Genomic DNA, 26,519 nt, shown 5'->3' on the forward strand with positions numbered 1-26,519 from the left:
TCACTCTTTCTCCATGTTCAGCGGGAAATGACAGGCGTACAGGTGATTGCGCACCCCGGTAAGACGCGGCGTTTCAATACACTCGCGCTGGGCGTACGGGCAGCGGGGCCCCAGCCGGCAGCCGATGGGCAGCTGCTCCAGCAGCGGGATCGCCCCCGGCAGGGTGTTGAGGCGGCTTTTATGCGGCATGGCGCTGCCAAAATCCGGGATAGCGCGGATTAACGCCTGGGTGTAGGGGTGATGCGGCAGGGTGATCAGCTCTTCGCTGGGCCCGCTCTCCACCGTCTGCCCGCAGTACATGACGTTGATTTTATCCGCCCATTTGCTGAGCATCTGCAGGTCGTGGCTGATCAGCAAAATGGTGGTGTTGTTGTTCTGGTTGAGCCGCGTCAGCAGGCGGATAATCTGCGCCTGAGTCGTTGGCTCCATGGCGTTGGTCGGCTCATCGGCGATCAGCAGGCGTGGCTGGTTGGCCAGGGCGATGGCAATCATCACCTTCTGGCACTCGCCTTCGGTCAGCTGATAGGGGAAGCTGCGCATGGCGTCTTTGTGATCTTTAATCCCGACGCGGTGCAACAGCTCGATGGCCCGCCGCTTGCGCCAGCCAAGTCGCTGCCACCAGCGCCCTTTGTAAGTCCAGCCGGGAATACTCTGGATCAGCTGCTGGCCGATGCGCTCAGAGGGATCGAGGCACGACTGCGGCTCCTGGAATATCATCGACACGTTGTGGCCGATCAGTTTTCGGCGCTCGCGGTTCGACAGCCGCAGCAGGTCGATGTCGTCGAAGCGCATGCGGTCGGCCGTGACCCGCCAGTTGTCCTTTGTCACGCCGCAGATAGCTTTGGCGATCAGGCTCTTCCCGGAGCCGGATTCCCCGACCAGGCCACGGATTTCGCCTTCGGTCAGGGTCAGGCTGACACGATCGACGGCTTTCACCCAGCCTTCGTTGGTTTTAAATTCGATGGTTAAGTGACGAATATCGAGTAACGGCATTATTCTACCCCGGCAATGATCGCCCGGCGAATACCGTCGCCCAGCAGGTTGACCAGCAGTACGCTGAGCATAATCGCGGCCCCGGGCAGCATCACGGTCCACGGCGCAACATAGATAAGCTCCAGCGCATCGCCCAGCATCGCTCCCCATTCCGGCGAAGGCAGCTGAGCGCCGAGGTCAAGAAAGCCCAGCGCGGCGATATCCAGAATAGCCATCGACAGGGCGCGGGTGATCTCGGTCACCAGGCCTGAGGCGATATTGGGCAGAATGGCGAACAACAGAATATTCAGCGTCGACGCCCCGTCGAGGCGGGCGGCGATGATGTACTCTTTCTCCAGCTCATCGTGGACCATGCTGTAGACGGAACGCACCATCCGCGGCAGCAGCGCCAGCCAGACGGCAAACATCGCATGGCTGAGGTGCGGCCCGGCAAAGGCGACGACGATGATGGCCAGCAGTAGCGAGGGGATGGAGAGCAGGGTATCGAGGATATGGTTCATCACCGCCGAGCGCAGGCCGTGGGTCGACCCGGCAATGACGCCCAGCACCAGGCCAAACAGCGTGGCGCCGAGGGTGACGACAAAAGCGCCGCCGACGGTCGGCGCCGCGCCGCTCAGCAGCCGGCTGAGCACATCGCGCCCCAGGTCATCGGTCCCGAGGAAGAAAGAGACTTCGCCATAGCGCGACCACGATGGCGGCAGTAGCTGGTAGCCGAGGAACTGCTGGTCGATGCCGTAGGGGGCGAACCAGCCGCCGAAGACGCAGAGCAGCAGCAGCCCCGCGCAGCCGTACAGGCCGATCATCGCCGTGGTGTCGCCATAGAATTTACGCCATACGGTGCGCAGCGCGCCGGGCGGACGCTTTTCCAGATAAACGCTATCGTAGGGCATACCATTCCTTATGTTTCAGTGGGTTAGCCATGGCACCGAGAATATCGGAAATCACGTTGACAATAATCACCAGCGCGCCAATCACCATTACTCCGGCGGAGATCGCCGCGTAGTCCTGCTGACGAATGGCGTTGATCAGCCAGCGGCCCAGTCCGGGCCAGCTGAACACCATCTCGGTGATCATCGCCAGGGTGAGCATGGTGGAAAACTGCAGGCCGAGGCGCGGGATCACCGGCGGCAGGGCGTTGTGCAGCACGTGGCGCAGTAGAATTTTGCGTCGCGACACGCCGCGGGTGGCGGCCGCCTTGACGTAGTTGGTGTCATAGACCTCGCTGGTGCTAATGCGCATCAGGCGGATCACTTCGGTAGTAGGGGCTACCGCCAGGGTCAGCACCGGCAGCACCATATGCCGGGCGGCGCTGACGATCATCTCATGGCGCCACGGCGAGTCCGAAAGCCAGGCGTCGATCAGCGCGAAACCGGTGACGTTTTTCACCTCATACAGCAGGTCGAAGCGGCCGGAGACCGGAAGCCAGCCGAGGGTCAGGGAGAAGAAGAGGGTCAGGAGCAGCGCGAGCCAGAAGACCGGGATCGAAAAACCGACCAGCGCAACGGCGCTGATCAGGGTATCGGGCCATTTGTTGCGCATCACGCCGGCGATCATCCCCACCGGAATGCCAATCAGCAGGGCAAAGCCGAAGGCGAGGATGCACAGCTCCATGGTCGCCGGGAACACCTCGCGCAACTGCTCGGAAATCAGCTGGCCGTTGATGCTGGAGACGCCAAAATCCCAGTGTAGTACCCCTTCAAACCAGAACAGCCACGCATTCCACAGGGTCGCGCCCTGCAGCGGGGCATGGGGGGTGAAGTAGCTCAGGCTGAAGCCGACAAAGGTCAGAAAAAAGAGGGTGACCAACAGCAGCAGCAGACGGCGCAGGGTAAAAATAATCATGGTTTTTTCACCTCTTCGTTTTTCTCCCGCGATACGCCAGCGAAGGAAGCGTTACCGAAGGGGCTAAGCACCAGACCTTTCATATCATAGCGATAGGCCTGCAACCGCAGCGACGAGGCCAGCGGCAGGACCGGCAGTTCACGGGCGAGGATGCGCTGGGCCTCTTTGTAAGCGTCCATCCGCGACGAGAGCTGTTGCGAGAGCAGCGCTTTTTGCAGCACGTCATCAAATTCCCGGTTACACCAGTGGGCAAAGTTGGTTTGCGAGGCGATCGCCGCGCAGCTCAGCAGCGGCCGGAAAAAACTGTCCGGATCGTTACTGTCCGTCGCCCAGCCGGAGAGCGTCAGGTCATGGTTCATGTCCATCAGCCGCGCCTCCTGGAAGCGCCCCTCCACCGGCATGATGATCACTTTGACGCCAATCTGCGCCATATCCGCCTGGATCAGCTCGGCTGTTTTCAACGGGCTGGGGTTCCACGCCTGCGAGCTGGTGGGAACCCACAGCTTGAGGGTAAGATTTTCCAGCCCCAGCGCCTTCAGACGAGCACGAGCCTCTTGGGGATTATATTCGGTAATCTTAGCGTCGTTATCGTAGGCCCAGGAGGCGCGCGGCAGCATCGACGCCGCCGTCTCCGCGGTGCCGTAGTAGATGGATTGCATTAGGCGCTGGTTGTTGATGGCCAGCGCCAGCGCGTGGCGTACCTCCGGGTTGTCCAGCGGCGGCTTGGCGGTGTTGAAGGCCAACCAGGCAATGTTCATCCCCGGACGCAGCGTCAGGCGCAGGCGCGGGTCGTCACGCAGGATCGTCAACTGGCTGGCGGCCGGCCAGGCCAGCACGTCGCATTCGCCGGTCAGCAGTTTTGACAGGCGGCCGGTACCGCCGGAGCCGAGGTCGACCACCACCTGCGGCATCAACGGTTTGCCGCGCCAGTAGCCGGGGTGGCGCTGAAGGCGAACATACTGTCCGGAGCGGTACTCGGACAACTGGAACGGGCCGGTGCCCACCGGCTGGCGATCGAGCTGTTCCTGACGATCGTCCTGCGTTAAGCGGGCGGCATATTCGGCGGAGGTAATCGACGCATAGTGGGTGGCAAGATGCCAGAGGAATGAGGCGTCCGGCCGCTTGAGGCGAAATTCCACGGTCTGATTATCGAGCTTGCGGACGCTTTCCACGCTGTCGGCAAACTGCAGGCTGTCGAAGTAGGGGAAGCTGCTGCCGTTGACGCTGTGCCAAGGGTGATCGCGGTTAAAGATGCGGCCAAAGGTAAAGATCACGTCATCGGCGTTGAAATCCCGCGTCGGGGAGAACCATGCCGTGCGTTGAAACGGGACGTGGCGACGCAGGTGAAAACGGTAGGTGGCGCCGTTATCAAGGACTTCCCAGCTCTCCGCCAGCTCGGGGACCAGCCGATAGGTATAAGGGTCGACGTCAAGCAGGCGATCGTAGATCTGCGCAGCCAGCGTATCGACGATCAGTCCGCTGCTCACTTTCTGCGGATTAAAGGTATTCACCTGGCCGCTGACGCAATAGACGAAACCGCTGTCGCGAATATCGGCGCGGTCGGGGAGCGCAGGGGCGGCAAAAGCCTGCCCACACAGCAGGGAAACCGCTGCCAGGAGAGATGACAATTTCAGGCGCATATTTTCTGTTTGATTATAGAGTTGAACTCTATCTTATTAAGATTCATAGACATTCACCACCGCCTTCAACAAGCCTGAGGGATAATGCGGTTACCGGGGGCGTATAGTATTCAGTCAATTGATTAAAATAGTCGCGGAACCGAGTCTGTATAATGAAACATGGTAACTTTTTATCGCCGATATCGCCAGTCAGCTCTGTTTGGCCGCGGCTGACAAGACGGCGGAAACGGCGCCAGCGCCGGGAAATAGCTTTAGTATAGCGGGGAGAAAGCAGATGGTCCGACGGGCGGCTAACCCTACCCGTCGGGTGTAATAAAGGGGCGGAAGGTCTTCGTTTATTGTGACAACGTCACTTTTTGGTAATCCATATTCCGTAAATCCTCCAGCAGCCCGGGGCCGACCGGCTGCCACTGCAATCGCTCGCGGGTCCATGCCGAGCTGGCGCGCAGCTCAAGGGCGGTAAAGGGGGCAAACCAGCCGAACCAGGCGTCGGCCTGCGTCTCATCCAACTGGGTCAGCGGCAGATTTAAACCCCGGGCGATGACTGCGGCGATCTCTCGTAACGCGATCCCCTCTTCAGCCACCGCATGGTAGCGTTCGCCCGCAGCGCCCTGCAGCAGGGCGCTGACGTACAGGAGCGCGACGTCATCGACATGGGCGGCGGACCAGCGGTTGTTCCCCTCGCCGCGCAAGGCCACCGCGCCGCTGGTGACCGCGCGCTCGATATAGCAGGTCAGCAGCCCCTGGCGCACGGTGTCATGCACCTGCGGCAGGCGAACCACCCGGACGTCCACTCCCGCCTCCAGCAGCTGCTGGCCGGCGAGCTCTGAAGCGGTGCGCGGGCTGGGGTGCGCTGCGTTAAAGCACGACTCGCGGGCCGGGGCGCCGCTCCCGTCGTCGCCCATCAGCGTGCCGGAGGTGATGACCAGCGGCCGCTCGCTGCCGCGCAGCGCCTGGCCCATGGTCAGGATCGCCTGGCGGTCTTTCTCGCAGTTGGCGGCAAAGCGGCTGAAGTCGTGGTCGAAAGCGGTATGGATCACCGCGTCGGCGCGCTCGACGCCCGCCAGCAGCGAATCGGGGGCATCCAGCGTGCCGCGATGCACCTCGACGCCTGCCGCTTCCAGGGCCTGCGCCGTAGCGTCGCTGCGCGCGAGGCCGATAACCTGATGACCCGACGCCTGCAGCGCCGGAAGAATACGCGAGCCGATAAATCCGCTCGCGCCGGTAAGAAATATACGCATCATGAACCTCCTGAACGGGTTTTCAGGCGTATCCTACCCACGATGTCATACTATAAAAGTAGAGACATTATCGGGGTATAAATTCTAACAGGCAGACTCACAGGCAGATGATGAACACTTTTGACAATCATGCTTTAGGTGATTTTCTCCGCGCCAGGCGTCAGCGTCTCGACCCGGCGACGTTTGGCTTCCCGGCGGGACGCCGGCGCACGCCGGGCCTGCGTCGTGAAGAGGTCGCCCAACTCGCCAGCATCAGCCCGACCTGGTATACCTGGCTTGAACAGGGCCGCGGCGGGGCGCCTTCCCGCGAGGTGCTGGAGCGGATCGCCCGCGGTCTGCGGCTGACCACCCCGGAGCGCGAACATCTGTTTATTCTTGCCTTCGGCCATCCGCCGCAGACCCGTTTGACGGTCACAGATGATATGACGCCGCGGCTGCAGCGGGTGCTGGACGCCTTCACCATTCCGGCGATTATCCGTTCCGCCAGCTGGGACGTGATCGCCTGGAACACGGCGGCGGCGAGGGTGCTGACCGACTACGGCCAGCTGCCGCTGGCGGAGCGCAACGTGCTGCGCCGCCTGTTTACCCGGCCTGAGGCCCGCTGCACCCTGGAGGACTGGCAGACGGTGGGGCAGCTTATCGTTAACGCCTTTCGCGCCGACGTCACGCGAATGGGCGCCACGAAAGAAACTGACCAACTGATCGCGGAGCTCAGCCAGCAAAGCGTCGAGTTCGCCCGTTTCTGGCAAAGCCATGACGTCGCCGGCCACGGCGAAGGCTATAAGCGCATTAACCACCCGCAGATGGGCCCGCTCGATCTGGAGTTCACCTCTTTTGCCGTGGAAGGCCGCCCCGATCTGTCGCTGCTGGTTTTCAACCCGGCGACGACGGAGAGCCAGCGCAAAATTCACGGTTTGCTTCAGGCGTCAGGATCCTCGCCGGGGGAGAGCTGAGGGGTAAATTCGTACAGCGCCAGGGCGTTGCTCTCCAGCGAGTCGACCCGCAGCCAGTGGCCATCGAGCCGGGCCTCCTCCACGCTGAGCGCCGGACGAGCCTGATGCATCAGCCACTGATAATCTTCGGCGTCGGGGCCGCTGCGGCTGCGAAAGGCGTCCACCAGCGGGAACAGCGCGCCGTGGTGCTGATCGAACAGGTGCTGTTTGACGCGCCAGCGGCCCTTGAGCCCCTGCAGCCGCACACTGTACGGCTGGCTGAAGCGTTGAATAAAAGCCGCTTCGCTGGAGAGCCATGGGTTGTAGACCACCGTATTGCGCAGCAGTAGCTGGTAGTGCCCCTGATGATGGAGCAGCAGCAGGTTTTTGTCGTGGAACAGGATCTCGCCGCGCAGCCGTCGCCAGAGCCACAGCACCCAGTAAACCGGGCGCGGCAGCCCGTGCAGGTAGTGCAGCGCCAGGCTGGAGGTATCCAGCTTGCCGTTGGCGCGGGCTTCGCCCTGAAGGCCGGAATTTAACCAGAAGCCCGCCAGCCAGACCTGGTCAGCGACCCCCAGCAGATTATCCATCAACAGCGCGCCGCGAAAAAAGCGCCCGTTTGTGTCTCGCGTATCGCCGGTCAGCGTATTCCACGAGAGCAGCCATAGCGGCAGGTTGAGCTGCCGTTGACGCAGGGCGCTGTGGATCTGCCGCAGCTTATGCGCCGGATAGTGCTCGCTGGAGGCCAGACTGCTGCTGTCCGCCTGGGCCAGATCGAGCTGTTCGTTGGCATCCGCCTGGCAGGCGAGAAAATCGGCTTCCGCCAGCAGCGGCGAGTGGAACAGGGAATCGTCCCCCGGCGCGCTGGCGGCAAAGCGGTGCCAGATCCCCAGCTGCGGCTGCGGCAGAAGACGGTGAAGAACCTCGCGCTGCTGCCGCCAGGCGGCCTGGCGGGCCGCTTCGCTCGCCTGCGGCGACCAGTGCCAGACAAAGCGCCAGCTGCTGAGCGTCGCCGGCGGAAAATGGTTGGCAGCGAGTTGCAGGAAGCGCTGCAGCAGGTCGCTGCGAGTGGTGACCCCGGTATGCAGGATCACCTGCCAGCCCATCACCGCCAGCCAGCTGAAGATCTGCTGCAGGTTGTACCAGCAGGCGTAGCCAGCCATCTGCGGATCGTCCCAGCCGGTGCCGAACAGGCGGCTGCTGAGAAAGGCGTCGTTGATATCGATGGCATACACAGGCAGGACGCGGTGCAACTGCTCCAGCTCGCGGCGCACGTCCTCCCGCAGCAGATCGTCCAGCTCGCGCACGGTCACCACCATCCGGGTATGGCGCAGCACTGCGGCGCGCGCCGGTCGCTGGTGCAGGTTGATCTCCCGGGTTTGCGGCGGATTGATCAGCAGCGGCTGGCTCTCCCTGTCGGGTGGTTCCGGCTCATTAAGGCGGGCGTAGAGCCGGTCCACGGCCACCGGCTGCCAGCGATCTCCCTGCGGCGGGCGCGGTCGGCCAGGCTCCCGGGGGGACTGCTCGCGATACTGGCGCGGCGTCACGCCATGGTGGCGCTTAAACAGATCGCTCATCATTCGCGTGCTGGCGAACCCCTGTTCGCGGGCAATTTGCTGAACGGGTTTGCGCGTGGTTAACAGCTGGTCGGCGGCGTGGCGCAGGCGCAGCGCGGTGAGGTACTGAACAAAACTGACGCCAACCTCCTTGTGAAACAGGCGTGACAGCCAGGCCTCGGAGACAAACTCTGCGGCCGCCACCTCCTGTAAAGAGAGACGGCGCTGATAGTTGGCGTCGATCCGCGCCACCACGCTGGCTATCCTCCGGCTCCATTTTTCTGAATCGCGTCGCGGCGTGGAGACGATGGGCTGGCTGAAGCGCGTGGCCAGCAGCAGCGCTATCTCGCTCAACCAGCGGTTGGCCTCCAGCCGGTAATGGCCGGGATGATTGACCAGACCGCTCACCAGCAGCTGGCGCATCAGGCGGCGCAGGCCGTCATCGGCATCCCGGGTGCGCGGCGATATCTGGTAGTCGACGGCAAAAAAAGTGGTGTCGAGGCGGGCCAGCCAGCTGGCGGCGAGGGTCAGGATCATCACCGCGTTGCCCCCGGCGCTGCGCAGGCTCCAGCGACGGTTGCGGTTAACGATCGCCAGCTCGTCGACGGCAAGCTGCTGCGGCGCACCTTCCGCCTCCGTTAGATTTACGCTCCCTTCCAGCACCCACAGCAGCGTCAGCAGATCGCTTTCCGGCTGGCTCAGCTGACGCACATCGCGCACGGTGACGCTAAAGTCGCCTGAATGCTGCTCCACATGGCTCTCCTCTGTCGACAAAAAGCAACCGGTTGTTTTTTGTCATAACCGATATGTATGAAAAACACTCATTGATTTCTCGTCAATATAAAACAAAAAACCGTGCCTGAAAGCTGTTTCACCCGCATAAACTCGAAAGTGTCGTGCAAACACAACACAGGAATAAAAAAAATGACACATCCGTTGCTTGAAGCCTTGCAGGTCAACGAGGCGCAATTTATTGCCTTACGTCGCCGGTTCCACCAGCAGCCGGAGATCGGCTTTGAAGAGCATCAGACCAGCAGCGAGATCGCCCGACTGCTTGGCGAGTGGGGATACGAGGTTCACCGCGGCCTGGCGGGCACCGGAGTGGTGGGCACGCTGCGCGTCGGCCACGGAAAAAAACGCCTCGGCCTGCGGGCCGATATGGATGCGCTGCCGATGCAGGAGCGGAGCGGGAAGCCGTGGGCAAGCCAGGTCGAAGGGCGCTTTCACGGCTGCGGCCATGACGGGCACACCACTACGCTGCTCTACGCGGCTGAATATCTGGCGCGCACACGCCAGTTTAACGGGACGCTGCAGCTGATTTTCCAGCCTGCGGAAGAGTTACTGTACGGTGGGCGGGTAATGGTCGAGGACGGTCTGTTTGACCAGTTTCCCTGCGACGCCATCTTCGGCCTGCACAATATGCCGGGTCAGCCGCTGGGTAAAATCGGCCTGCGCGACGGGGCGATGATGGCCTCCTCCGATACGCTGCATATTGAAGTGAAGGGCGTTGGCGGCCACGGCGCGGTGCCGGAGCATACGGTGGATGCCACGCTGGTGGCCTGCCATATTACCCTCGCGCTGCAGTCCATCGTCTCGCGCAATATCACCCCGTTTGAGCCGGCGGTGGTGACCGTCGGCAGCATCCAGGCCGGACATGCGCCCAATATCATTAACGATCACGTGCTGATGAAGCTCACGGTGCGCACCCTCAATGAGCAGGTACGTGAAACCGTGCTGCAGCGGATCCATGACATTGCCGTGGCCCAGGCGGAGAGCTTCAACGCCACGGCCACGCTGACCCACGTCAACGGCAGCCCGGTATTGCGTAACGATCCGGCGGCAAACGCTATGGTGCGGGAGGTGGCGACAGCGCTGTTTGGCGCAGAGCAGGTGGGCGAGGTGAAGCCGTTTATGGGCAGTGAAGATTTCGCTTTCATGCTGGAGCAGCACCCCCACGGCAGTTATTTCACTATCGGCGCTGGCGACGAGCCGGATCGCTGCATGGTGCATAACCCGGGCTATGACTTCAACGACGCGCTGTTGCTGACCGGCGCGGCGCTGTGGTGCGGCCTGACGGAACACTATCTGCGTTAATCACCGGAAACGGGAGGGCCATGCAATGAGCACTGTCACCGTAAGCGACACCCCCTTTGTCGGCAGCGATCGTCTGCTGGTAGGGATTGTGCTGAGCGTTTTAACCTTCTGGCTGTTTGCCCAGTCGGTGATTAACGTCGTGCCGGCGATGAAAAGCAGTCTTGATATTTCCCTTGAGACCCTAACCCTGGCCGTCAGCCTCAGCGCGCTGTTCAGCGGCTGTTTCGTGGTGGCCAGCGGCGGTCTGGCGGACAAGTTTGGCCGCATGCGGATGACCGCCCTCGGACTGGGGCTGAGCATCATCGGCAGCGCCATGCTGGTACTGGCCCAGGGGCCAGGGCTGTTCCTCGCCGGCCGGGTGCTGCAGGGGCTGTCGGCGGCGTGCATTATGCCGGCGACGCTGGCGCTGATTAAGACCTGGTACCAGGGGCGAGCGCGTCAGCGGGCGGTCAGCTTTTGGGTCATCGGCTCGTGGGGCGGCAGCGGCCTGTGCTCTTTCGTTGGCGGAGCTATCGCCACCGGCCTGGGCTGGCGCTGGATCTTTGTCTTCTCCATTGCCGTCGCTCTGCTGGCGCTGTTTTTGCTGCGCGGCACGCCGGAGAGCCGCAGCGCCAGCGCCAGCCAGAATAAGCTGGACGTTGGCGGCCTGCTGAGCCTGATCGTCGGGCTGGTGCTGGTGAACCTGTTTATCAGCAAAGGCCACGGCTGGGGTTGGGCCAGTCCGCTGTCGTTGATCATGCTGGCGGGGGCGCTGATCGCTGGCGCGGTGTTTATTCGCAGCGGGCTGCGCAAAGGCGAGGCGGCGCTGATCGATTTTGCGCTGTTTCGCAACCGGGCCTACGGTGCGGCGGTGCTGTCGAACTTTCTGCTCAACGGGGCGATTGGCACCATGATGATCGCCAGCATCTGGCTACAGCAAGGGCACCACCTGACGCCGCTGGAGAGCGGAATGATGACCCTCGGCTATCTGGTCACCGTCCTGGCGATGATCCGGGTCGGCGAGAAGCTGCTGCAGCGCTATGGCGCCCGGCTGCCGATGATGGCCGGCCCGGTGCTGACCGCCATCGCCATCGGCCTGATATCCTGCACCTTCCTCGATAAGGCGCTGTATATCGGCGTGGTATTCGCCAGCAACGTGCTGTTCGGCCTCGGCCTGGGCTGCTACGCCACGCCGTCAACGGATACGGCGGTGGCCAACGCGCCGGAGAACAAAATTGGCGTCGCCTCGGGGATCTACAAGATGGGCAGCTCGCTGGGCGGGGCGATGGGCATTGCCGTGACAGCGTCACTTTTCGCGCTGTTTTTGCCGCTGGGCATGGCCCATGCCGCCCAGTATGCCCTGTGGTTCAACGCCGCCTTATGCCTGGGGGCGATGGCGGTGAGCGCGCTGCTGCTGCCGCGTACCTCTCACAGCTGATGCTTTTTCAGCAGCGCGCGGAGCTGGTGATAGGTTAACCCCAGCAGCTCCGCCGCCTGCTTCTGATGATACTTCGCCTGCTGCAGACTCCGCTGCAGCAGGCGTTTTTCCTGCTGTAGCTGAAAATCGCGTAGATCCAGCGGCAGGGCGGGCAGTTCGTCCCCGGACGCGGCCTCCGGCACGGAGGCGGCGGTCTGACGGAAAGGGTTGAGGATAATGGCGTCCAGCTCGTGCTCGCTGTCGCCATGGCGATAGACCGAGCGCTCGACGACGTTCTTCAGTTCACGAATATTCCCCGGCCAGTGGTAGCCGAGCAGCGTTGTGGTGGCACGTTCGCTGAAGCCGGGAAACAGCGGCAGACCGAGCTCGCGGCACATCTGAATGGCAAACTGGTTGGCGAGCAGCATGATATCGCTCTGCCGTTCGCGCAGCGGCGGGAGCTGCACCACGTCGAAGGCCAGACGGTCGAGCAGGTCGGCGCGAAAGTGGCCTTCCTCCACCATCCGCGGCAGGTCAGCGTTGGTGGCGCACACCAGCCGGACGTTAACCTGCAGCGGCTGGCTGCCGCCCACGCGCTCCAGCTCGCCATATTCAATCACTCTTAACAGCTTCTCCTGCACCAGCATCGGGGCTGTCGCCAGCTCATCGAGAAACAGCGTCCCGCCGTCGGCGCGCTCGAAGCGCCCGGGATGGCGCTTGCTGGCGCCGGTGAAGGCCCCGGCTTCGTGGCCGAATAGTTCCGAATCGAGCAGATTGTCGTTCAGCGCCGCGCAGTTCAGCGAGATAAACGGCCCCTGCCAGCGGGCGGAGAGGTAGTGCAGACGGTTGGCGATAAGTTCTTTCCCGGTACCGCGCTCGCCGATGACCAGCACCGGCTTATCCAGCGGAGCCAGTCGGGAAACCTGTTCCAGCACCTCGAGAAAGCTGTTGGCCTCGCCCAGCAGATTATCCTTGTACTGCGCCATGATGAATTTCGCCATTAAATAGTGGGATTAACCAGGTGACTGTAGCAATGCCCTGCGCAATTCGCAACCACTCTGTTTAAAATCAATAATATAAAAAGTTGGCACGCCATTTGTATTAGCTAACCCACAGGTGAATGCCTGCAACCAGAACTATGAGGACTGAAATTATGGGTATTTTTTCTCGTTTTGCCGACATCGTGAACGCCAACATCAACTCCCTGCTGGAGAAAGCGGAGGACCCGCAAAAGCTGGTGCGTCTGATGATCCAGGAGATGGAAGACACGCTGGTTGAGGTACGTTCCACGTCGGCCCGCGCGCTGGCCGAAAAGAAACAGCTGACCCGTCGTATTGAGCAGGCGGTCGCCCAGCAGGCGGAATGGCAGGAAAAGGCCGAGCTGGCCCTGCGCAAAGAGAAAGAGGATCTGGCCCGGGCGGCGCTGATCGAAAAACAGAAGCTGACCGACCTTATTGCTCAGTTGGACCACGAAGTGCAGCTGGTGGATGAAACGCTGGCGCGGATGAAGAAAGAGATTGGCGAGCTGGAGAACAAACTCAGCGAAACCCGCGCTCGTCAGCAGGCGCTGGCGCTGCGTCATCAGGCGGCGAGTTCGTCGCGCGATGTGCGTCGCCAGCTGGACAGCGGTAAACTGGATGAGGCGATGGCCCGCTTTGAATCCTTTGAGCGTCGCATCGATCAGATGGAAGCGGAAGCGGAGAGCCACCGCTTTGGCAAGCAGCAGACGCTGGATCAGCAGTTTGCCGAACTGAAAGCGGACGATGAAATCAGCGAGCAGCTGGCGGCGTTGAAAGCCAAAATGAATCAGTCCAACCAGTAAGTACGATTGCGCGGCGCGGCGTTGCGCCGCGGCTCACCCCCTGTAAGGAGTACACATGAGCATGCTTTTTCTCGCCATTCCGCTGACGCTGTTTGTGCTGTTTGTTCTGCCGGTCTGGCTATGGCTGCACTACAACAATCGCGGCGCCAACGGCAGTCTGACGCAAAATGAGCAGCAACGGCTGCTGCAGTTGACCGATGACGCGAAGCGGATGCGCGAGCGCATTCAGGCGCTGGAAGCGATCCTGGATGCCGAACATCCGAACTGGAGAGACAAATAATGGCTGGACTGGATCTGAATAAAAAACTGTGGCGTATTCCGCAGCGCGGGATGGTCAAGGGCGTCTGCGCGGGCATTGCTCAGCATCTTGACGTCCCGGTGAAGCTGGTGCGCCTGATTACCGTGCTGGCGATGATTTTTGGCCTCTTTTTCTTCGTCCTGGTGGCCTACATCATTCTGACCTTCGCCCTGGACCCGATGCCGGACAGTGAGCTGTACGGCCATAAAGCGCCGAGCAATGGCGATCTGTTGGCCGCCGTGGATGCCGAACTGGCCTCCGGCGAACAGCGTCTGCGTGAGATGGAACGGTATGTCACCTCCGACACCTTTACGCTGCGCAGCCGCTTTCGTCAGCTGTAAACCCTGATGTTAACGAGTGAGGCAACGCATGAATAGCAAATGGCAACGCGCCGGGCAGCAGTTGAAGCCCGGTCTGAAAATCGTCGGTAAGCTAGCGCTGCTGACCGCGCTGCGTTATGGCCCGGCGGGCGTTGCCGGCTGGGCGGTCAAATCGGTCGCGCGGCGGCCGCTGAAAATGCTGCTGGCGGTGGCGCTGGAGCCGCTGCTCAGCCGGCTGGCCAACCGCGTCACGCGCGGGATGAAATAACGCCGCCGTGGGGAAGGCGCAAAAGGATTAACGTTGTCCTGCTTATTCCCGGCGGATAGCTTATGATGACGAGACACACCTTCAGGGCATAACGGACTGGCGATGAAGCGACTGAAAACTGAACTGAATGCGCTGGTCAACCGCGGGGTTGACCGGCATTTACGCCTGGCGGTGACCGGCCTGAGCCGCAGCGGCAAAACGGCGTTTATCACCGCGCTGGTCAACCAACTGTTAAATATTCACACCGGCGCCCGCCTGCCGCTGCTGAGCGCCGCGCGCGAAGAGCGACTGCTTGGGGTCAAGCGCGTGCCGCAGCGGGACTTCGGCATTCCGCGATTCACCTACGATGAAGGGCTGGCCCAGCTGTACGGCCAGCCGCCCATGTGGCCAACCCCGACGCGCGGCGTGAGCGAGATCCGTCTCGCGCTGCGCTACCGTTCCAATGACTCCCTGCTGCGCCACTTTAAAGACACCTCCACGCTGTATCTGGAGATTGTCGACTATCCGGGGGAGTGGCTGCTCGATTTACCGATGCTGGCGCAGGATTATCTGAGCTGGTCGCGGCAGATGACCGGACTCCTGCAGGGACAGCGTGCAGAGTGGTCGGCCCGCTGGCGGCAGCTCTGCGCCGGGCTGGATCCGCTGGCTCCTGCCGACGAGGCCCGTCTGGCCGACATCGCCGCCGCCTGGACGGACTATCTGCACGCCTGTAAGCGTGAAGGGTTGCACTTTATCCAGCCCGGGCGCTTTGTCCTGCCCGGCGAAATGGCCGGCGCGCCGGCGCTACAGTTCTTCCCATGGCCAGACGTCGACGCCGTCGGCGAAGCCAAGCTGGCGCAAGCTGATAAACACAGCAACGCCGGCATGCTGCGCGAACGCTATAAGTACTACTGCGAAAAGGTAGTGAAGGGGTTCTACAAAGAGCACTTCCTGCGCTTCGACCGGCAGATTGTGCTGGTGGACTGCCTGCAGCCGCTCAACAGCGGGCCGCAGGCGTTTAACGATATGCGCCTGGCGCTGACCCAGCTGATGCAAAGTTTCCATTACGGGCAGCGCACCTTATTTCGCCGGCTGTTTTCGCCGGTCATCGACAAGCTGCTGTTCGCTGCCACCAAAGCCGACCACGTCACGGTGGATCAGCACAGCAATATGGTGTCGCTCCTGCAGCAGTTGATCCAGGATGCGTGGCAGAATGCCGCCTTCGAGGGGATCAGTATGGATTGTCTGGGGCTGGCGTCCATTCAGGCGACCCAGAGCGGGCTGATTGAGCTGAACGGCGAGAAAATTCCCGCCCTGCGCGGCAATCGGCTGAGCGACGGCCAGCCGTTGACCATCTATCCCGGCGAGGTGCCAGCGCGCCTGCCGGGCCAGGCCTTCTGGCAGCAGCAGGGCTTTCAGTTTGAAAACTTTCGTCCGCAGGTCATGGATGTCGATCGGCCCTTGCCGCACATTCGCCTCGACGCGGCGCTGGAATTTTTGATTGGAGATAAACTGCGATGAGCGAACCGTTAAAACCGCGGATTGATTTTGATGGCCCGCTGCAGGCGGAAAAAACGCCGCCGCTGAAAAGCGCTCGCGCCTTCGACCGACTGGAAGCCGATAACTTCGCGCCGGCGCGTCTGGTGACCGGCGAAGAGGAAGAGGGGGCGGCAGAGGCGGTGGTGGAGTCAGTGCTGCGGCCGAAACGCAGTCTGTGGCGGCGGATGGTCAGCGCTGGCCTGGCGATCTTCGGCGTCAGCGTCGTGGCGCAAGGGGTGCAGTGGACCGCCAACGCCTGGCAGACCCAGGACTGGATTGCGCTGGGCGGCTGCGTCGCCGGGGCGCTGATCGTCGGCGCCGGCGTCGGATCGGTGGCCACCGAGTGGCGCCGCCTGTGGCGACTGCGCCAGCGCGCCCACGAACGCGATGAAGCCCGCGATATGCTGCACAGTCACGCGGTCGGTAAAGGGAAAGCCTTTTGTGAGAAGCTGGCGCAGCAGGCCGGGCTGGATCAGTCGCATCCGGCGCTGCAGCGCTGGTATGCCGCCATCCACGAAACGCAAAGCGACCGGGAAGTGGTCAGCCTCTATGCCCAACTGGTGCAGCCGGTGCTTGATGCTCAGGCGCGGCGGGAAATCAGCCGTTCGGCGGCGGAGTCGACGCTGATGATCGCCGTCAGCCCGCTGGCGCTGGTGGATATGGCGTTTATCGCCTGGCGCAATCTGCGGTTGATCAACCGGATTGCCACCCTGTACGGCATTGAGCTCGGGTATTACAGCCGCCTGCGCCTGTTTCGCCTGGTGCTGCTGAATATCGCTTTCGCCGGCGCCAGCGAACTGGTGCGTGAGGTGGGCATGGACTGGATGTCGCAGGATCTGGCGGCCCGGTTGTCGGCGCGCGCCGCGCAGGGCATCGGCGCCGGCCTGCTCACCGCCCGCCTCGGGATCAAGGCAATGGAGCTGTGCCGCCCGCTGCCGTGGCTCGCCGATGATAAACCGCGGCTCGGCGATTTTCGTCGTGAGCTGATTGGCCAGCTGAAAGAAACCCTGCAGAAAAGCAAAACCAGTCCGGAGAAGTAACCTCCGCTCAGAGACATTGCCGGGCGGCGGCTTCGCCTTGCCCGGCCTGCGAGGTCGAGTCCAGGCTTGCGCACCTGCCGCGCCGCGGGCAATGTCCGGTCATACGCATTCCGCCGCCAGCCACTCGCTGAAGGCGCGAAAGCGCGGGCGCGAGCGGTTCTCCTGCGGACAAATCAGATCATAGCCAAAGGGCGAGGGCGCTTCATTTTCAGACAAAGCCACCAGCCTGCCGGCGTCGAGCAGCGGCTGGATCAGCGTTTTACGCCCCATCACCACGCCGAGTCCATTGAGCGCCATCTCGATGGCCAGCGAGTGGTTATTCACCGCGTAATACCGGCCGTCAAAAGGTAACGCCTGTCCGCTGTGCTGGCACCACAGGCGCCATTCCGCAAATTGATCCTGTACGTCGGTGGATTCGCACGCATGGATCCAGACGAGCGCCGCCGGGTCGCCGCCGCTCAGCGGACGATACTGCTGGCGATAACGCGGGGAGCAGACCGGGAGCAAACTTTCCGCCATCAGCCGCTGTTGATAAAGATCGGGGTAGCGCGTGGCGCCGTAGTAAATTGCCAGATCCACCCGCTCCTCGTTAAAATCCATCACCCCGGCGCGGACGCGAAACTGTAGATTTAGTCCCGGCCACTGGGCCTGGAAGCGGGGCAGACGCGGCATCAGCCAAAGATGGGCCAGGGTCGGCGCAATACCAATATGCAGCGTGCCGCGCAGATCCTGTTCGCGAATATCCTCAATTTCATCGTTAATCGCCCGCAGCGAATGGCTCAACGTCGTCAGCAGGCGTTTGCCTTCCTCCGTCAGCGCCAGTTTACGCGTCATGCGAATAAACAGGCGAAATCCGATATGCATCTCCAGCTTGCGGATCCGATGGCTGACCGCCCCCTGGGTCAGGTTCATTTCATGCGCGGCGAGGGTAAAACTCAAATGGCGGGCGGTCACCTCAAAGGTCTGCAGCAGCGCAAGGATGCTTTGTTGTTCAAGCACAGGTTGTCTCCCTTATGCATTAATTTGCTTCTTGCATAGGCCGATTTAATTCGTTTGTTACGCCAGTTTGGCCGGTTTTAAATAGTTATATCGTAACTAAACCGAGGTATACCATGTCAGGACTCAAAATTGTGGTGATTGGCGGCGGCTCCAGCTACACCCCGGAACTGATTGAAGGTTTGCTTAACCGCTATCACGAGATGCCGGTCGCTTCGCTATGGTTGGTGGACATTGAAGAGGGCAGAGAGAAAGTCGAGATCATCGCCGGACTGGCGCGGCGAATGATCGCCAAAGCCGGGCTGACCATCGAGGTGGTGGCTACCCTGGATCGGGAAAGCGCCCTGCGCGATGCCGATTTCGTCTGCTCGCAGTTTCGCGCCGGCTGCCTTGACGCCCGCATCAGCGATGAACGTATTTCCCTCAAGTATGGCCTGATCGGCCAGGAGACCAACGGCCTTGGGGGCTTCGCCAATGCCTGCCGTACCATTCCCATCGCCCTGGCGATTGCTGCCGATATGGAACGACTCTGCCCTGACGCCTGGCTGCTGAACTTTACCAACCCGTCGGGGATGGTGACCGAAGCGATCCTGCGCCACAGTCGCATCAAAGCCGTCGGCCTGTGTAATGTGCCGGTGATTATGCAAAAAGGGGTGACCACCCTGCTGCAATGCGCTGACGAAAAGGAGGTAGTGATGCAGGTCGCCGGCCTGAACCACTTTATCTTCGTGCGCCAGATCCTGCACAAAGGAAAAGAGTGGCTGCCGGAGGTCATCGCCGAGATCAATGCCGGTCGGGATCCGCTGGTGCCGCGCAACATTCCGCCGTTCCGTTGGCCGTCGCATCTCCTGCAGGGCTTAGGCATGATCCCCTGCGCCTATCTGCGTTATTACTACATGAAGGACGATCTGCTGCGTCAGGAGCTGGCGGAGGCGGGCGGCGAAGGGACCCGTGGCGAAGTGGTTAAGCAACTGGAAAAAACCTTGTTTGAACAGTACAGCGACCCGCACCTCGCGGTTAAACCGAAGGCGCTGGAGGGCCGTGGCGGTCAGTACTATTCCGAGGCGGCCTGCGAGCTGATGAATGCCATCTACAACGACAAGCGCATTATCATGCACGTCAACACGCGCAACAACGGCGCCATCAATGGCCTGCCGGATGACTGTGCGGTGGAGGTCAGCTCGCTGATCACCGCTTCCGGTCCGCTGCCCCTCAACGTGGCGCCGTTCCCTGACGATACCCTGCGTTTGCTGCAGCTGATGAAATCTTTCGAACAGCTGACCATCGAGGCCGCCATCACCGGCAACCGCCATACGGCGTGGCGCGCGCTGGTGCTGAATCCGCTGATTGTCAGCGGCGAGAAGCTCGAACAAGCGTTGGATGACGTGATCGCCCATAACCGCCAGTGGCTGCCTGCCTTCCATGCTTAACCCCCAATTAACCGGCCGGATGGCCGGTTAATTGACCACTGACCGCCTGACTTTACGGCGCAACGCCCATTTTTCCGCCATGCTGTCAATAATTGTTGACAGTTAGCTTCCCGAAAGTCCATTCCTGGCCTATTATTCTCCGGTCATTGGCACTTTTAGGGTGAACACTCCCATGCGTCTTGAAGTCTTTTGTGAAGACCGCCTCGGTCTGACTCGTGAATTGCTCGATTTGCTGGTGCTGCGCGGCATTGATCTGCGTGGTATCGATATTGACCCTATTGGCCGTATCTACCTCAATTTTGCCGAACTGGAGTTCGCCACCTTCAGCAGCCTGATGGCGGAGATCCGCCGTATCGCCGGCGTGACAGACGTGCGCACCGTGCCGTGGATGCCATCTGAGCGTGAACATCTTGCGCTCAGCGCGCTGCTGGTGGCGATGCCGGAGCCGGTGCTGTCGCTGGATACCAAAGGCAGGGTCGAACTGGCCAACCCCGCCAGCTGCCTGCTGTTTGGCCAAAGCCAGGCGAAGCTGCGCAACCATCCGGTGGCCCAGCTGATCGCCGATTTCAACGTCCAGCGCTGGCTGGAAAGTAGCCCGCAGGAGACGCATGCGGAGCATGTGGTGGTGAACGGGCAGAACTACCTGCTGGAAGTGACCCCGGTCTATCTGGAAGGGGAGCATAACGAGCGAGTGCTGACCGGCGCCGTGGCGATGCTGCGCTCAACCGTGCGCATGGGACGGCAGCTGCAGACCATGACCAGCCAGGACACCAGCGCCTTCAGTCAGATCCTCGCGGTGGGGCCGAAAATGCGCCACGTGGTGGAGCAAGCGCGCAAGCTGGCGATGCTCAGCGCGCCGCTGTTGATTGTCGGCGATACGGGCACCGGCAAAGATCTGCTGGCGCATGCCTGCCATCTGGCCAGCCCGCGGGCGGGCAAACCCTATCTGGCGCTTAACTGTGGCTCCATTCCCGAGGACGCGGTCGAGAGCGAACTGTTCGGCGACGCCCTGCAGGGCAAAAAAGGCTTCTTCGAGCAGGCCAACGGCGGTTCGGTGCTGCTGGATGAAATTGGCGAGATGTCGCCGCGAATGCAGACCAAGCTGCTGCGCTTTCTCAACGACGGCACCTTCCGCCGCGTCGGCGAGGATCATGAAGTACACGTCGATGTGCGGGTGATCTGCGCGACGCAGAAAAACCTGGTCGAGCTGGTGCAGAAAGGGCTGTTCCGCGAAGATCTCTACTATCGCCTCAACGTCCTGACCCTGTATCTGCCGCCGCTGCGCGACTGCCCGCAGGACATTATGCCGCTGACGGAGCTGTTTGTTGCCCGCTTTGCTGATGAGCAGGGGATCCCGCGGCCGAAGCTCTCCGCCGACCTGAGTACGGTGCTTACCCGCTACAGCTGGCCCGGCAACGTTCGTCAGCTGAAGAATGCTGTCTATCGCGCGCTAACCCAGCTGGAAGGATTCGAACTGCGTCCGCAGGACATTCTGCTGCCGGACCACGACGTCGCCTCGCTGCCGGTGGGCGAGGAGGCCATGGAAGGGTCGCTGGACGACATTACCCGCCGTTTTGAGCGCTCGGTGCTGACCCAGCTCTATCGCAGCTACCCCAGCACCCGTAAGCTGGCGAAGCGGCTGGGGGTGTCGCATACCGCCATCGCTAATAAGCTGCGTGAATATGGTCTGAGTCAGAAAAAGGGCGACGAATAATCCCGCCAGGCCGGCGACCTATGTCGCCGGCATTCGGCCTGCAAAGCGGGCCAAACCTGTATATACTGGTTTTTTAATTCTTTTTCCGGGGTGGTGCATCTTGGCGTCGCGTCGCGCGATCGGGCAGTGGCTGATATTGCTGCTGCTCTCCGTTCTCTTTTCCTCGCTGCTGTTACGCCTTCATTTGCCGGCAGCGCTGCTGCTGGGGCCGCTGATCGCCGGTCTCATTTTGAGCCTGCGCGGGGTGAAGCTGAGCATACCTCGCCCCTGTTATCTGGCGGCGCAGGCCATTGTTGGCTGCATGATCGCCAGGGCGATTAATCCCTCTGTTTTTGGCGTACTGTTCGCTAACTGGGCGCTGGTGCTGGCGATCCTGTTGACCACCCTGGCGATCAGCGGCCTCACCGGCTGGCTGTTGGTTCGCTATAGCGCGCTGCCGGGCGCCACCGGCGCCTGGGGAAGCTCTCCCGGCGGGGCGTCGGCAATGGTAGTGATGGCCCAGGAGTACGGGGCAGATGTGCGGCTGGTGGCGCTGATGCAGTATCTACGGGTGCTGTTTGTCGTCGGCGCGGCGGCGCTGGTGGTGCGCTATACCCTGGGCAACGAGGCGCAGGCAATGAGCCAGGCCATCGTCTGGTTTGCGCCGTTGACCCTCAATTTTCCTATCACGCTGTTGCTGACGGCGGCGGCCTGTTGGCTGGGCGTCCGGCTGCGTATCCCTTCAGGAGCCATGCTGCTGCCGATGCTGTTCGGCGCGCTGGTCCAGGGCGGCGGCTGGGTGATGCTGGAGCTGCCGGAGTGGTTGCTGGCGATGGCCTACGCGGTGCTGGGCTGGACGGTGGGCCTGCAGTTTAACAAAGCGGTTTTTCTACTGGCCCTGAAGACGCTGCCGCAGATTATCGCCTCCATCCTCGGGCTGATCCTGATGTGCGCCCTGATGGCCCTTGCCCTGACTCATATTTTGCCGATGGACTTTATGACCGCCTATCTGGCCACCAGCCCCGGCGGGCTGGACACCGTGGCGATTATCGCCGCCGGTACCCGGGCGGATATGTCGTTCATCATGGCGCTGCAGACGCTGCGGCTGTTTACCATTTTGCTGACCGGTCCGGCGATGGCGCGGACGATTTCCCGCTATGCGCCGCGGCAATAAAAAGCCCCCGCAGAGCGGGGGCTGAGCAAAGCGAATGTCCGCAGGCGCGATGCGCCAGGGCAGTCTGTTATCAGGCTTTCAGGGCGGCCAGCGCGGCGTCGTAGTCTGGCTCTTCGGTGATTTCGTTCACCAGCTGGCTGTAGACGACCTGATCGTTTTCATCGATAACGACCACGGCGCGAGCGGCCAGGCCAGCCAGCGGACCGGCAGAGATAGCGACGCCGTAGTCAGCGAGGAACGATGCGCCGCGCAGCGTGGAAAGGGTCACCACGTTGCTCAGGCCTTCGGCGCCGCAGAAGCGAGACTGGGCGAACGGCAGGTCAGCGGAAATGCACAGCACCACGGTGTTGTCCAGTTCAGCGGCCAGCTGGTTGAATTTACGCACTGATGCGGCGCACACGCCGGTATCAATGCTCGGGAAAATATTCAGTACTTTACGTTTGCCGGCGTACTGGCTCAGCGCGACGTCAGAGAGATCTTTGGCGACCAGCGTAAACGGCTGCGCTTTAGCGCCTGCCTGCGGAATGGTGCCCTGAACAGAAACGGGGTTGCCCTGGAAATGCACGGTTTGTGACATGGTTATCTTCCTGTTTACATATAGTTAACGTCGCGAGTAGTGTATGACATCCGCCAGCTACACGGCAAACCCTATTTAACATTGACCAGAGAGGACAAGGGAATGCGTAACGTGCGAGTGTATGAGGAAGCCTGGCCGCTCCACACCCCCTTTGTGATCGCCCGCGGCAGCCGCAGCGAAGCAAAAGTGGTGGTGGTGGAACTGGAAGAGGACGGTGTGAAAGGCGTGGGCGAATGCACGCCTTATCCACGCTATGGCGAAAGCATCGCGTCGGTCATGGCCCAGGTGATGGCTATCGGCGAGCAGCTGGAGGCGGGACTTACCCGCGAACAGCTGCAGCGGCTGCTGCCCGCAGGCGCCGCGCGCAATGCCATTGACTGCGCCCTGTGGGATCTGCAGGCGCGGCGCGAAGGCAAAACCTTGCCCCAACTGCTGGGAGTGACGTTGCCCGAGCGGGTGATCACCGCCCAGACGGTGGTCATTGGCACGGCGGATCAGATGGCGGCCAGCGCCGCGACGCTGTGGCAGAAGGGTGCTCAACTGTTGAAGGTGAAGCTCGACGACCGGCTTATCAGCGAGCGGTTAATCGCTATTCGCCAGGCGGCGCCGCAGGCCACGTTGATTGTCGATGCCAATGAATCCTGGCACAGCGAGGGGCTGGCGGCGCGCTGCCAGCTGCTGGCGGACCTCGGCGTGGCGATGCTTGAGCAGCCGCTCCCCGCCGACGCCGATGCGGCGCTGGAAAACTTCGTTCATCCGTTACCGATTTGCGCCGACGAGAGCTGCCATACCCGGGAGAGCCTGCCGAGGCTGCGCGGGCGCTATGAGATGATCAATATCAAACTGGACAAAACCGGCGGCCTGACCGAAGCGCTGGCCCTGGCCGGGGAGGCGGAACGGCAGGGCTTTGAACGGATGCTGGGCTGTATGCTCTGCACCTCGCGCGGGATCGCCGCCGCGCTCCCCCTGGCGCCGCTGGCGCGCTTCGCCGACCTCGACGGCCCGACATGGCTGGCGGTGGACGTTGAGCCGGCGCTGCGGTTCAGCACCGGCGTGCTTCATCTTTAAGTTTAAGCCTGCCAGCGCAGCAGGTCGGTCATCGCCGGCAGGTAACGCTCCGTTGCCTCGTCGGCGGAGACCGGCGGAAACTCGGCGGTGATGCAGGGGAGCCCGATATCGGCGCACCAGCTGCCAAAGGAACCTGGGGTGTCGTAGCCCACGCTGCCCACCAGCGGCAGTGAGAAGGCGTCCGCCAGCCAGTGTCCCAGCGGGCTGTGTCCCGGGTCTTCGATGCAGGCCAGCGGATCGTGAAAGGAGACCACCCACGCCGGATGGATCTGATGGATCAACTGACACAGGGCCTGGGTCTCCCGCTCCGAGCCAGGCTGCTCGCCGGTCAACAGCACCACGTCTCGTTCCGCCGCCGCGCTGTTCCAGCGGTACACCGTTTCCCCTTGTCTCCAGTTAGCGGCCGGAAAGTTACGGTTGAGGTCCACGCCGCGGGCGTTGGCGCGTAGCCCGAGCTGACAGCCGTCAGGATTGACCGTCAGGACCACGTGGTGGCGGCGTAGCTCCGCCTTCAGGGTGCGCAGGGCGCAGGAGAGGGTCACAATCGACGAATTCTCATCGCCGTGGGTGCCGGCAATAATCAGGCCGCTGCGGCTGTCGGCCATCGGCGCAGGAAACCACAGCAGCGGCGCGCCCAGTTCAGAGCTGCCGTACTGCCGGGTTCCCGGCGGAAAGTCGCCGCGCTGCGGGCGAGGACGTGAAATAGACATAGGGCTTCCTGTGTGTCGTTATTATTCAGTGTTGGCGAAAAGCGTGTTGGAATCAAACCCATTCCCTGAGGCGTGAAATCCGACGGCACATCAATTTTCTATCATATGTTGTTTGCAATTTCAGGTGATGAAACAAATAATTATCGCTCTGTTGGCGGTGTTTTTTCTCATTTTAAAGGGGATCTTATGAAGTATCCTGTCGCTTTGACATGCGGCGCGCTGTGGTTAGCCAGCGTATCTTCTCTGGCCTGGGCGGCGGACGTACCGCCGGGCACGGTACTGGCGGAAAAACAGCAGTTGGTGCGCCATATCAAAGATGAACCCGCCTCGTTAGATCCCGCCAAAGCGGTGGGCCTGCCGGAAATCCAGGTGATCCGCGATCTGTTTGAAGGTTTAGTCAATCAGGATGCGAAAGGCAACCTGGTGCCGGGGGTGGCGACCCGCTGGCAGAGCAATGATAACCGCGTCTGGACCTTTACCCTGCGCGATAACGCCCGCTGGTCCGACGGTACGCCGGTCACCGCCGAGGATTTCGTCTATAGCTGGCGGCGTCTGGTGGATCCGAAAACCACTTCGCCGTTCGCCTGGTTCGCGGCGCTGGCGGGGATCGCCAACGCGCAGAACATCATCGACGGCAAAGCCGCGGCGGAGACCCTGGGGGTCACCGCCGTCGACGCCCACACCCTGCGGGTGCAGCTGGATAAGCCGCTGCCATGGTTCAGCAACCTGACCGCCAGCTTTGCCTTCTATCCGGTGCAAAAAGCCAATGTCGACAGCGGCGCGAACTGGACGCGGCCCGGCAGCCTGGTGGGCAACGGCGCCTATGTTCTGAAAGATCGCGTCGTGAATGAAAAGCTGATGCTGGTGCCGAACAACCACTACTGGGATAACGCCAAAACGGTGATCCAGCAGGTCACCTTTGTGCCGATCAACCAGGAGTCCGCCGCCACCAAGCGCTATCTGGCCGGCGATATCGATATCACCGAATCTTTCCCGAAAAATATGTACCAGAAGCTGCTGAAGGATATTCCTGGACAGGTGTATACCCCGCCGCAGCTGGGCACCTACTATTACGCCTTTAATACCCAAAAAGGGCCGACAGCGGACGAGCGGGTGCGACTGGCGCTGAGTATGACCATCGATCGCCGGGTGATGGCGGAGAAAGTGCTAGGGACCGGGGAAAAACCGGCCTGGCGTTTCACACCGGACGTAACGGCGGGCTTCACGCCGCAGCCCTCGCAGTTTGAGAGTATGAGTCAGGCCGAGCTTAACGCCCAGGCGAAAGCCCTGCTGGCCGCCGCCGGCTATGGCCCGAATCGCCCGCTGAAGCTGACGCTGCTGTATAATACCTCTGAGAACCATCAGAAGATTGCCATCGCAGTGGCGTCGATGTGGAAAAAGAACCTCGGCGTGGATGTGAAACTGCAGAATCAGGAGTGGAAAACCTATATCGACAGCCGCAACACCGGCAATTTCGATGTGATCCGCGCCTCCTGGGTAGGGGATTACAACGAGCCGTCCACTTTCCTGTCGCTACTGACTTCCACCCACAGCGGAAATATTTCCCGCTTTAACGATCCGGCGTACGACAAAATCCTCGCCCAGGCGGCGGTGGAGAATTCGGCCAAAGCGCGTAACGACGATTACAACGCGGCGGAGAAGATCATTATGGCCAAAGCGCCAATTGCGCCGATCTACCAGTACACCAACGGTCGGCTGATTAAGCCGTGGCTGAAAGGCTACCCGATCACCAACCCGGAAGATGTGGCCTACAGCCGTACCATGTATATCGTTAAACACTGATGCGTACTGGCCTCCTGCTCAGGGCAGGTAGCCATTGCTGAACCCAGAACTGGCGCGGATTGCGGCGCCAGTTATTTATTAATAAGTAAATCAGCCAATTGAGAATTT

General features: G+C 61.6%; 24 protein-coding genes and 1 pseudogene. 15 read left to right on the forward strand and 10 right to left on the reverse strand.

All coding sequences use genetic code 11. The features are described 5' to 3' along the window. From sapD to CE636_RS26575, 5 genes are all read right to left on the reverse strand, one after another. Entirely contained in the window at nucleotides 1–993 is a 993-nt protein-coding gene (sapD, locus tag CE636_RS26555; RefSeq protein WP_004203899.1) for a putrescine export ABC transporter ATP-binding protein SapD, read from the reverse strand. Further along, entirely contained in the window at nucleotides 993–1,883 is an 891-nt protein-coding gene (gene sapC / locus CE636_RS26560) for a putrescine export ABC transporter permease SapC (RefSeq protein WP_004151901.1), read from the reverse strand. The genes sapD and sapC overlap by 1 nt, the downstream gene beginning before the upstream one ends. Continuing rightward, on the reverse strand, nucleotides 1,870–2,835 hold the full coding sequence (sapB, locus tag CE636_RS26565) for a putrescine export ABC transporter permease SapB (protein ID WP_017900865.1): 966 nt from the start codon (nucleotides 2,833–2,835) through the stop codon (nucleotides 1,870–1,872). Before sapB ends, sapC begins: the two co-directional genes overlap by 14 nt. After that, nucleotides 2,832–4,475, reverse strand: a complete 1,644-nt coding sequence (gene sapA, locus CE636_RS26570) for an ABC transporter substrate-binding protein SapA (RefSeq protein ID WP_017900866.1) — start codon at nucleotides 4,473–4,475, stop codon at nucleotides 2,832–2,834. Before sapA ends, sapB begins: the two co-directional genes overlap by 4 nt. A 335-nt stretch (nucleotides 4,476–4,810) precedes the next feature. After that, a complete protein-coding gene (locus tag CE636_RS26575; protein ID WP_164852375.1) occupies nucleotides 4,811–5,719 on the reverse strand; it encodes an SDR family oxidoreductase in 909 nt (302 codons plus the stop codon). 107 nt (nucleotides 5,720–5,826) lie between these two features. Between CE636_RS26575 and CE636_RS26580 the strand changes: the two genes are divergently transcribed. Continuing rightward, the gene (locus tag CE636_RS26580) at nucleotides 5,827–6,669 is read left to right on the forward strand and encodes a helix-turn-helix transcriptional regulator (RefSeq protein ID WP_025999299.1); all 843 of its coding nucleotides are present in this window, start codon (nucleotides 5,827–5,829) and stop codon (nucleotides 6,667–6,669) included. Here CE636_RS26580 and CE636_RS26585 read toward each other — a convergent pair. After that, nucleotides 6,636–8,957: a helix-turn-helix domain-containing protein gene (locus CE636_RS26585; RefSeq protein WP_017900796.1), complete on the reverse strand. Its 2,322-nt coding sequence runs from the start codon at nucleotides 8,955–8,957 to the stop codon at nucleotides 6,636–6,638. The two genes, CE636_RS26580 and CE636_RS26585, sit on opposite strands and share 34 nt — an antisense overlap. A gap of 171 nt (nucleotides 8,958–9,128) precedes the next feature. Here CE636_RS26585 and CE636_RS26590 point away from each other — a divergent pair, with 171 nt between their 5' ends. Both CE636_RS26590 and CE636_RS26595 read left to right on the forward strand, forming a co-directional pair. Next, the gene (locus CE636_RS26590; protein ID WP_017900795.1) at nucleotides 9,129–10,298 is read left to right on the forward strand and encodes a M20 aminoacylase family protein; all 1,170 of its coding nucleotides are present in this window, start codon (nucleotides 9,129–9,131) and stop codon (nucleotides 10,296–10,298) included. Between the two features lie 25 nt (nucleotides 10,299–10,323). Continuing rightward, entirely contained in the window at nucleotides 10,324–11,715 is a 1,392-nt protein-coding gene (locus tag CE636_RS26595) for an MFS transporter (protein WP_017900794.1), read from the forward strand. Here the strand turns inward: CE636_RS26595 and pspF are convergent. Further along, complete coding sequence (gene pspF / locus CE636_RS26600) at nucleotides 11,706–12,695, reverse strand: phage shock protein operon transcriptional activator (RefSeq protein WP_017900793.1); 990 nt, start codon at nucleotides 12,693–12,695, stop codon at nucleotides 11,706–11,708. The genes CE636_RS26595 and pspF overlap by 10 nt on opposite strands. A 152-nt stretch (nucleotides 12,696–12,847) precedes the next feature. Between pspF and pspA the strand changes: the two genes are divergently transcribed. The 6 genes from pspA to CE636_RS26630 all read left to right on the forward strand — a co-directional run bounded on the left by pspA (nucleotide 12,848) and on the right by CE636_RS26630 (nucleotide 16,960). Continuing rightward, entirely contained in the window at nucleotides 12,848–13,516 is a 669-nt protein-coding gene (pspA, locus tag CE636_RS26605) for a phage shock protein PspA (protein ID WP_004203910.1), read from the forward strand. A 55-nt stretch (nucleotides 13,517–13,571) separates the two neighbouring features. Next, nucleotides 13,572–13,796 carry an envelope stress response membrane protein PspB gene (gene pspB / locus CE636_RS26610; protein ID WP_002901911.1) on the forward strand — a complete coding sequence of 75 codons (225 nt, stop codon included), beginning with the start codon at nucleotides 13,572–13,574 and terminating at the stop codon, nucleotides 13,794–13,796. Beyond that, nucleotides 13,796–14,155, forward strand: coding sequence for an envelope stress response membrane protein PspC (gene pspC, locus CE636_RS26615; protein ID WP_004203911.1), 360 nt, complete (start codon nucleotides 13,796–13,798; stop codon nucleotides 14,153–14,155). Before pspB ends, pspC begins: the two co-directional genes overlap by 1 nt. A 28-nt stretch (nucleotides 14,156–14,183) precedes the next feature. Further along, nucleotides 14,184–14,402 carry a phage shock protein PspD gene (pspD, locus tag CE636_RS26620; protein WP_017900792.1) on the forward strand — a complete coding sequence of 73 codons (219 nt, stop codon included), beginning with the start codon at nucleotides 14,184–14,186 and terminating at the stop codon, nucleotides 14,400–14,402. Nucleotides 14,403–14,504: 102 nt separating this feature from the next. Next, nucleotides 14,505–15,902: a YcjX family protein gene (locus tag CE636_RS26625; protein WP_017900791.1), complete on the forward strand. Its 1,398-nt coding sequence runs from the start codon at nucleotides 14,505–14,507 to the stop codon at nucleotides 15,900–15,902. Continuing rightward, on the forward strand, nucleotides 15,899–16,960 hold the full coding sequence (locus tag CE636_RS26630; RefSeq protein WP_017900790.1) for a YcjF family protein: 1,062 nt from the start codon (nucleotides 15,899–15,901) through the stop codon (nucleotides 16,958–16,960). Before CE636_RS26625 ends, CE636_RS26630 begins: the two co-directional genes overlap by 4 nt. A 99-nt stretch (nucleotides 16,961–17,059) precedes the next feature. Here the strand turns inward: CE636_RS26630 and CE636_RS26635 are convergent, their stop codons facing one another. Next, nucleotides 17,060–17,929 carry a LysR substrate-binding domain-containing protein gene (locus tag CE636_RS26635; protein WP_223171674.1) on the reverse strand — a complete coding sequence of 290 codons (870 nt, stop codon included), beginning with the start codon at nucleotides 17,927–17,929 and terminating at the stop codon, nucleotides 17,060–17,062. Nucleotides 17,930–18,072: 143 nt separating this feature from the next. Here CE636_RS26635 and CE636_RS26640 point away from each other — a divergent pair, with 143 nt between their 5' ends. The 3 genes from CE636_RS26640 (at nucleotide 18,073) to CE636_RS26650 (ending at nucleotide 22,253) form a co-directional block, all read left to right on the forward strand. Beyond that, a complete protein-coding gene (locus CE636_RS26640; RefSeq protein ID WP_017900788.1) occupies nucleotides 18,073–19,386 on the forward strand; it encodes a 6-phospho-beta-glucosidase in 1,314 nt (437 codons plus the stop codon). A gap of 172 nt (nucleotides 19,387–19,558) precedes the next feature. Next, nucleotides 19,559–21,100, forward strand: coding sequence for a transcriptional regulator TyrR (gene tyrR / locus CE636_RS26645; protein WP_004203915.1), 1,542 nt, complete (start codon nucleotides 19,559–19,561; stop codon nucleotides 21,098–21,100). Between the two features lie 100 nt (nucleotides 21,101–21,200). Then, complete coding sequence (locus CE636_RS26650) at nucleotides 21,201–22,253, forward strand: AbrB family transcriptional regulator (RefSeq protein WP_017898787.1); 1,053 nt, start codon at nucleotides 21,201–21,203, stop codon at nucleotides 22,251–22,253. Nucleotides 22,254–22,323: 70 nt separating this feature from the next. On the opposite strand, the gene tpx is transcribed toward CE636_RS26650, so the two are convergent. Continuing rightward, a complete protein-coding gene (tpx, locus tag CE636_RS26655; protein ID WP_004203917.1) occupies nucleotides 22,324–22,830 on the reverse strand; it encodes a thiol peroxidase in 507 nt (168 codons plus the stop codon). Nucleotides 22,831–22,932: 102 nt separating this feature from the next. Between tpx and ycjG the strand changes: the two genes are divergently transcribed. Then, nucleotides 22,933–23,898, forward strand: coding sequence for an L-Ala-D/L-Glu epimerase (gene ycjG / locus CE636_RS26660; protein WP_017898786.1), 966 nt, complete (start codon nucleotides 22,933–22,935; stop codon nucleotides 23,896–23,898). Between the two features lie 2 nt (nucleotides 23,899–23,900). Here the strand turns inward: ycjG and mpaA are convergent, their stop codons facing one another. Then, on the reverse strand, nucleotides 23,901–24,608 hold the full coding sequence (mpaA, locus tag CE636_RS26665; RefSeq protein WP_004203919.1) for a murein tripeptide amidase MpaA: 708 nt from the start codon (nucleotides 24,606–24,608) through the stop codon (nucleotides 23,901–23,903). A 72-nt stretch (nucleotides 24,609–24,680) separates the two neighbouring features. Here mpaA and CE636_RS29080 point away from each other — a divergent pair. Continuing rightward, nucleotides 24,681–24,794, forward strand: a pseudogene (locus tag CE636_RS29080) (hypothetical protein); the annotation flags it as partial. Next, on the forward strand, nucleotides 24,795–26,411 hold the full coding sequence (locus CE636_RS26670) for a peptide ABC transporter substrate-binding protein (protein WP_017898785.1): 1,617 nt from the start codon (nucleotides 24,795–24,797) through the stop codon (nucleotides 26,409–26,411). It begins immediately after the preceding pseudogene. The last annotated feature ends 108 nt before the right edge of the window (nucleotides 26,412–26,519 follow it).

The sequence above is a fragment of the Klebsiella sp. LY genome (assembly GCF_004010915.1).
GTDB classification, from domain to species: Bacteria; Pseudomonadota; Gammaproteobacteria; order Enterobacterales; family Enterobacteriaceae; genus Klebsiella; species Klebsiella quasipneumoniae.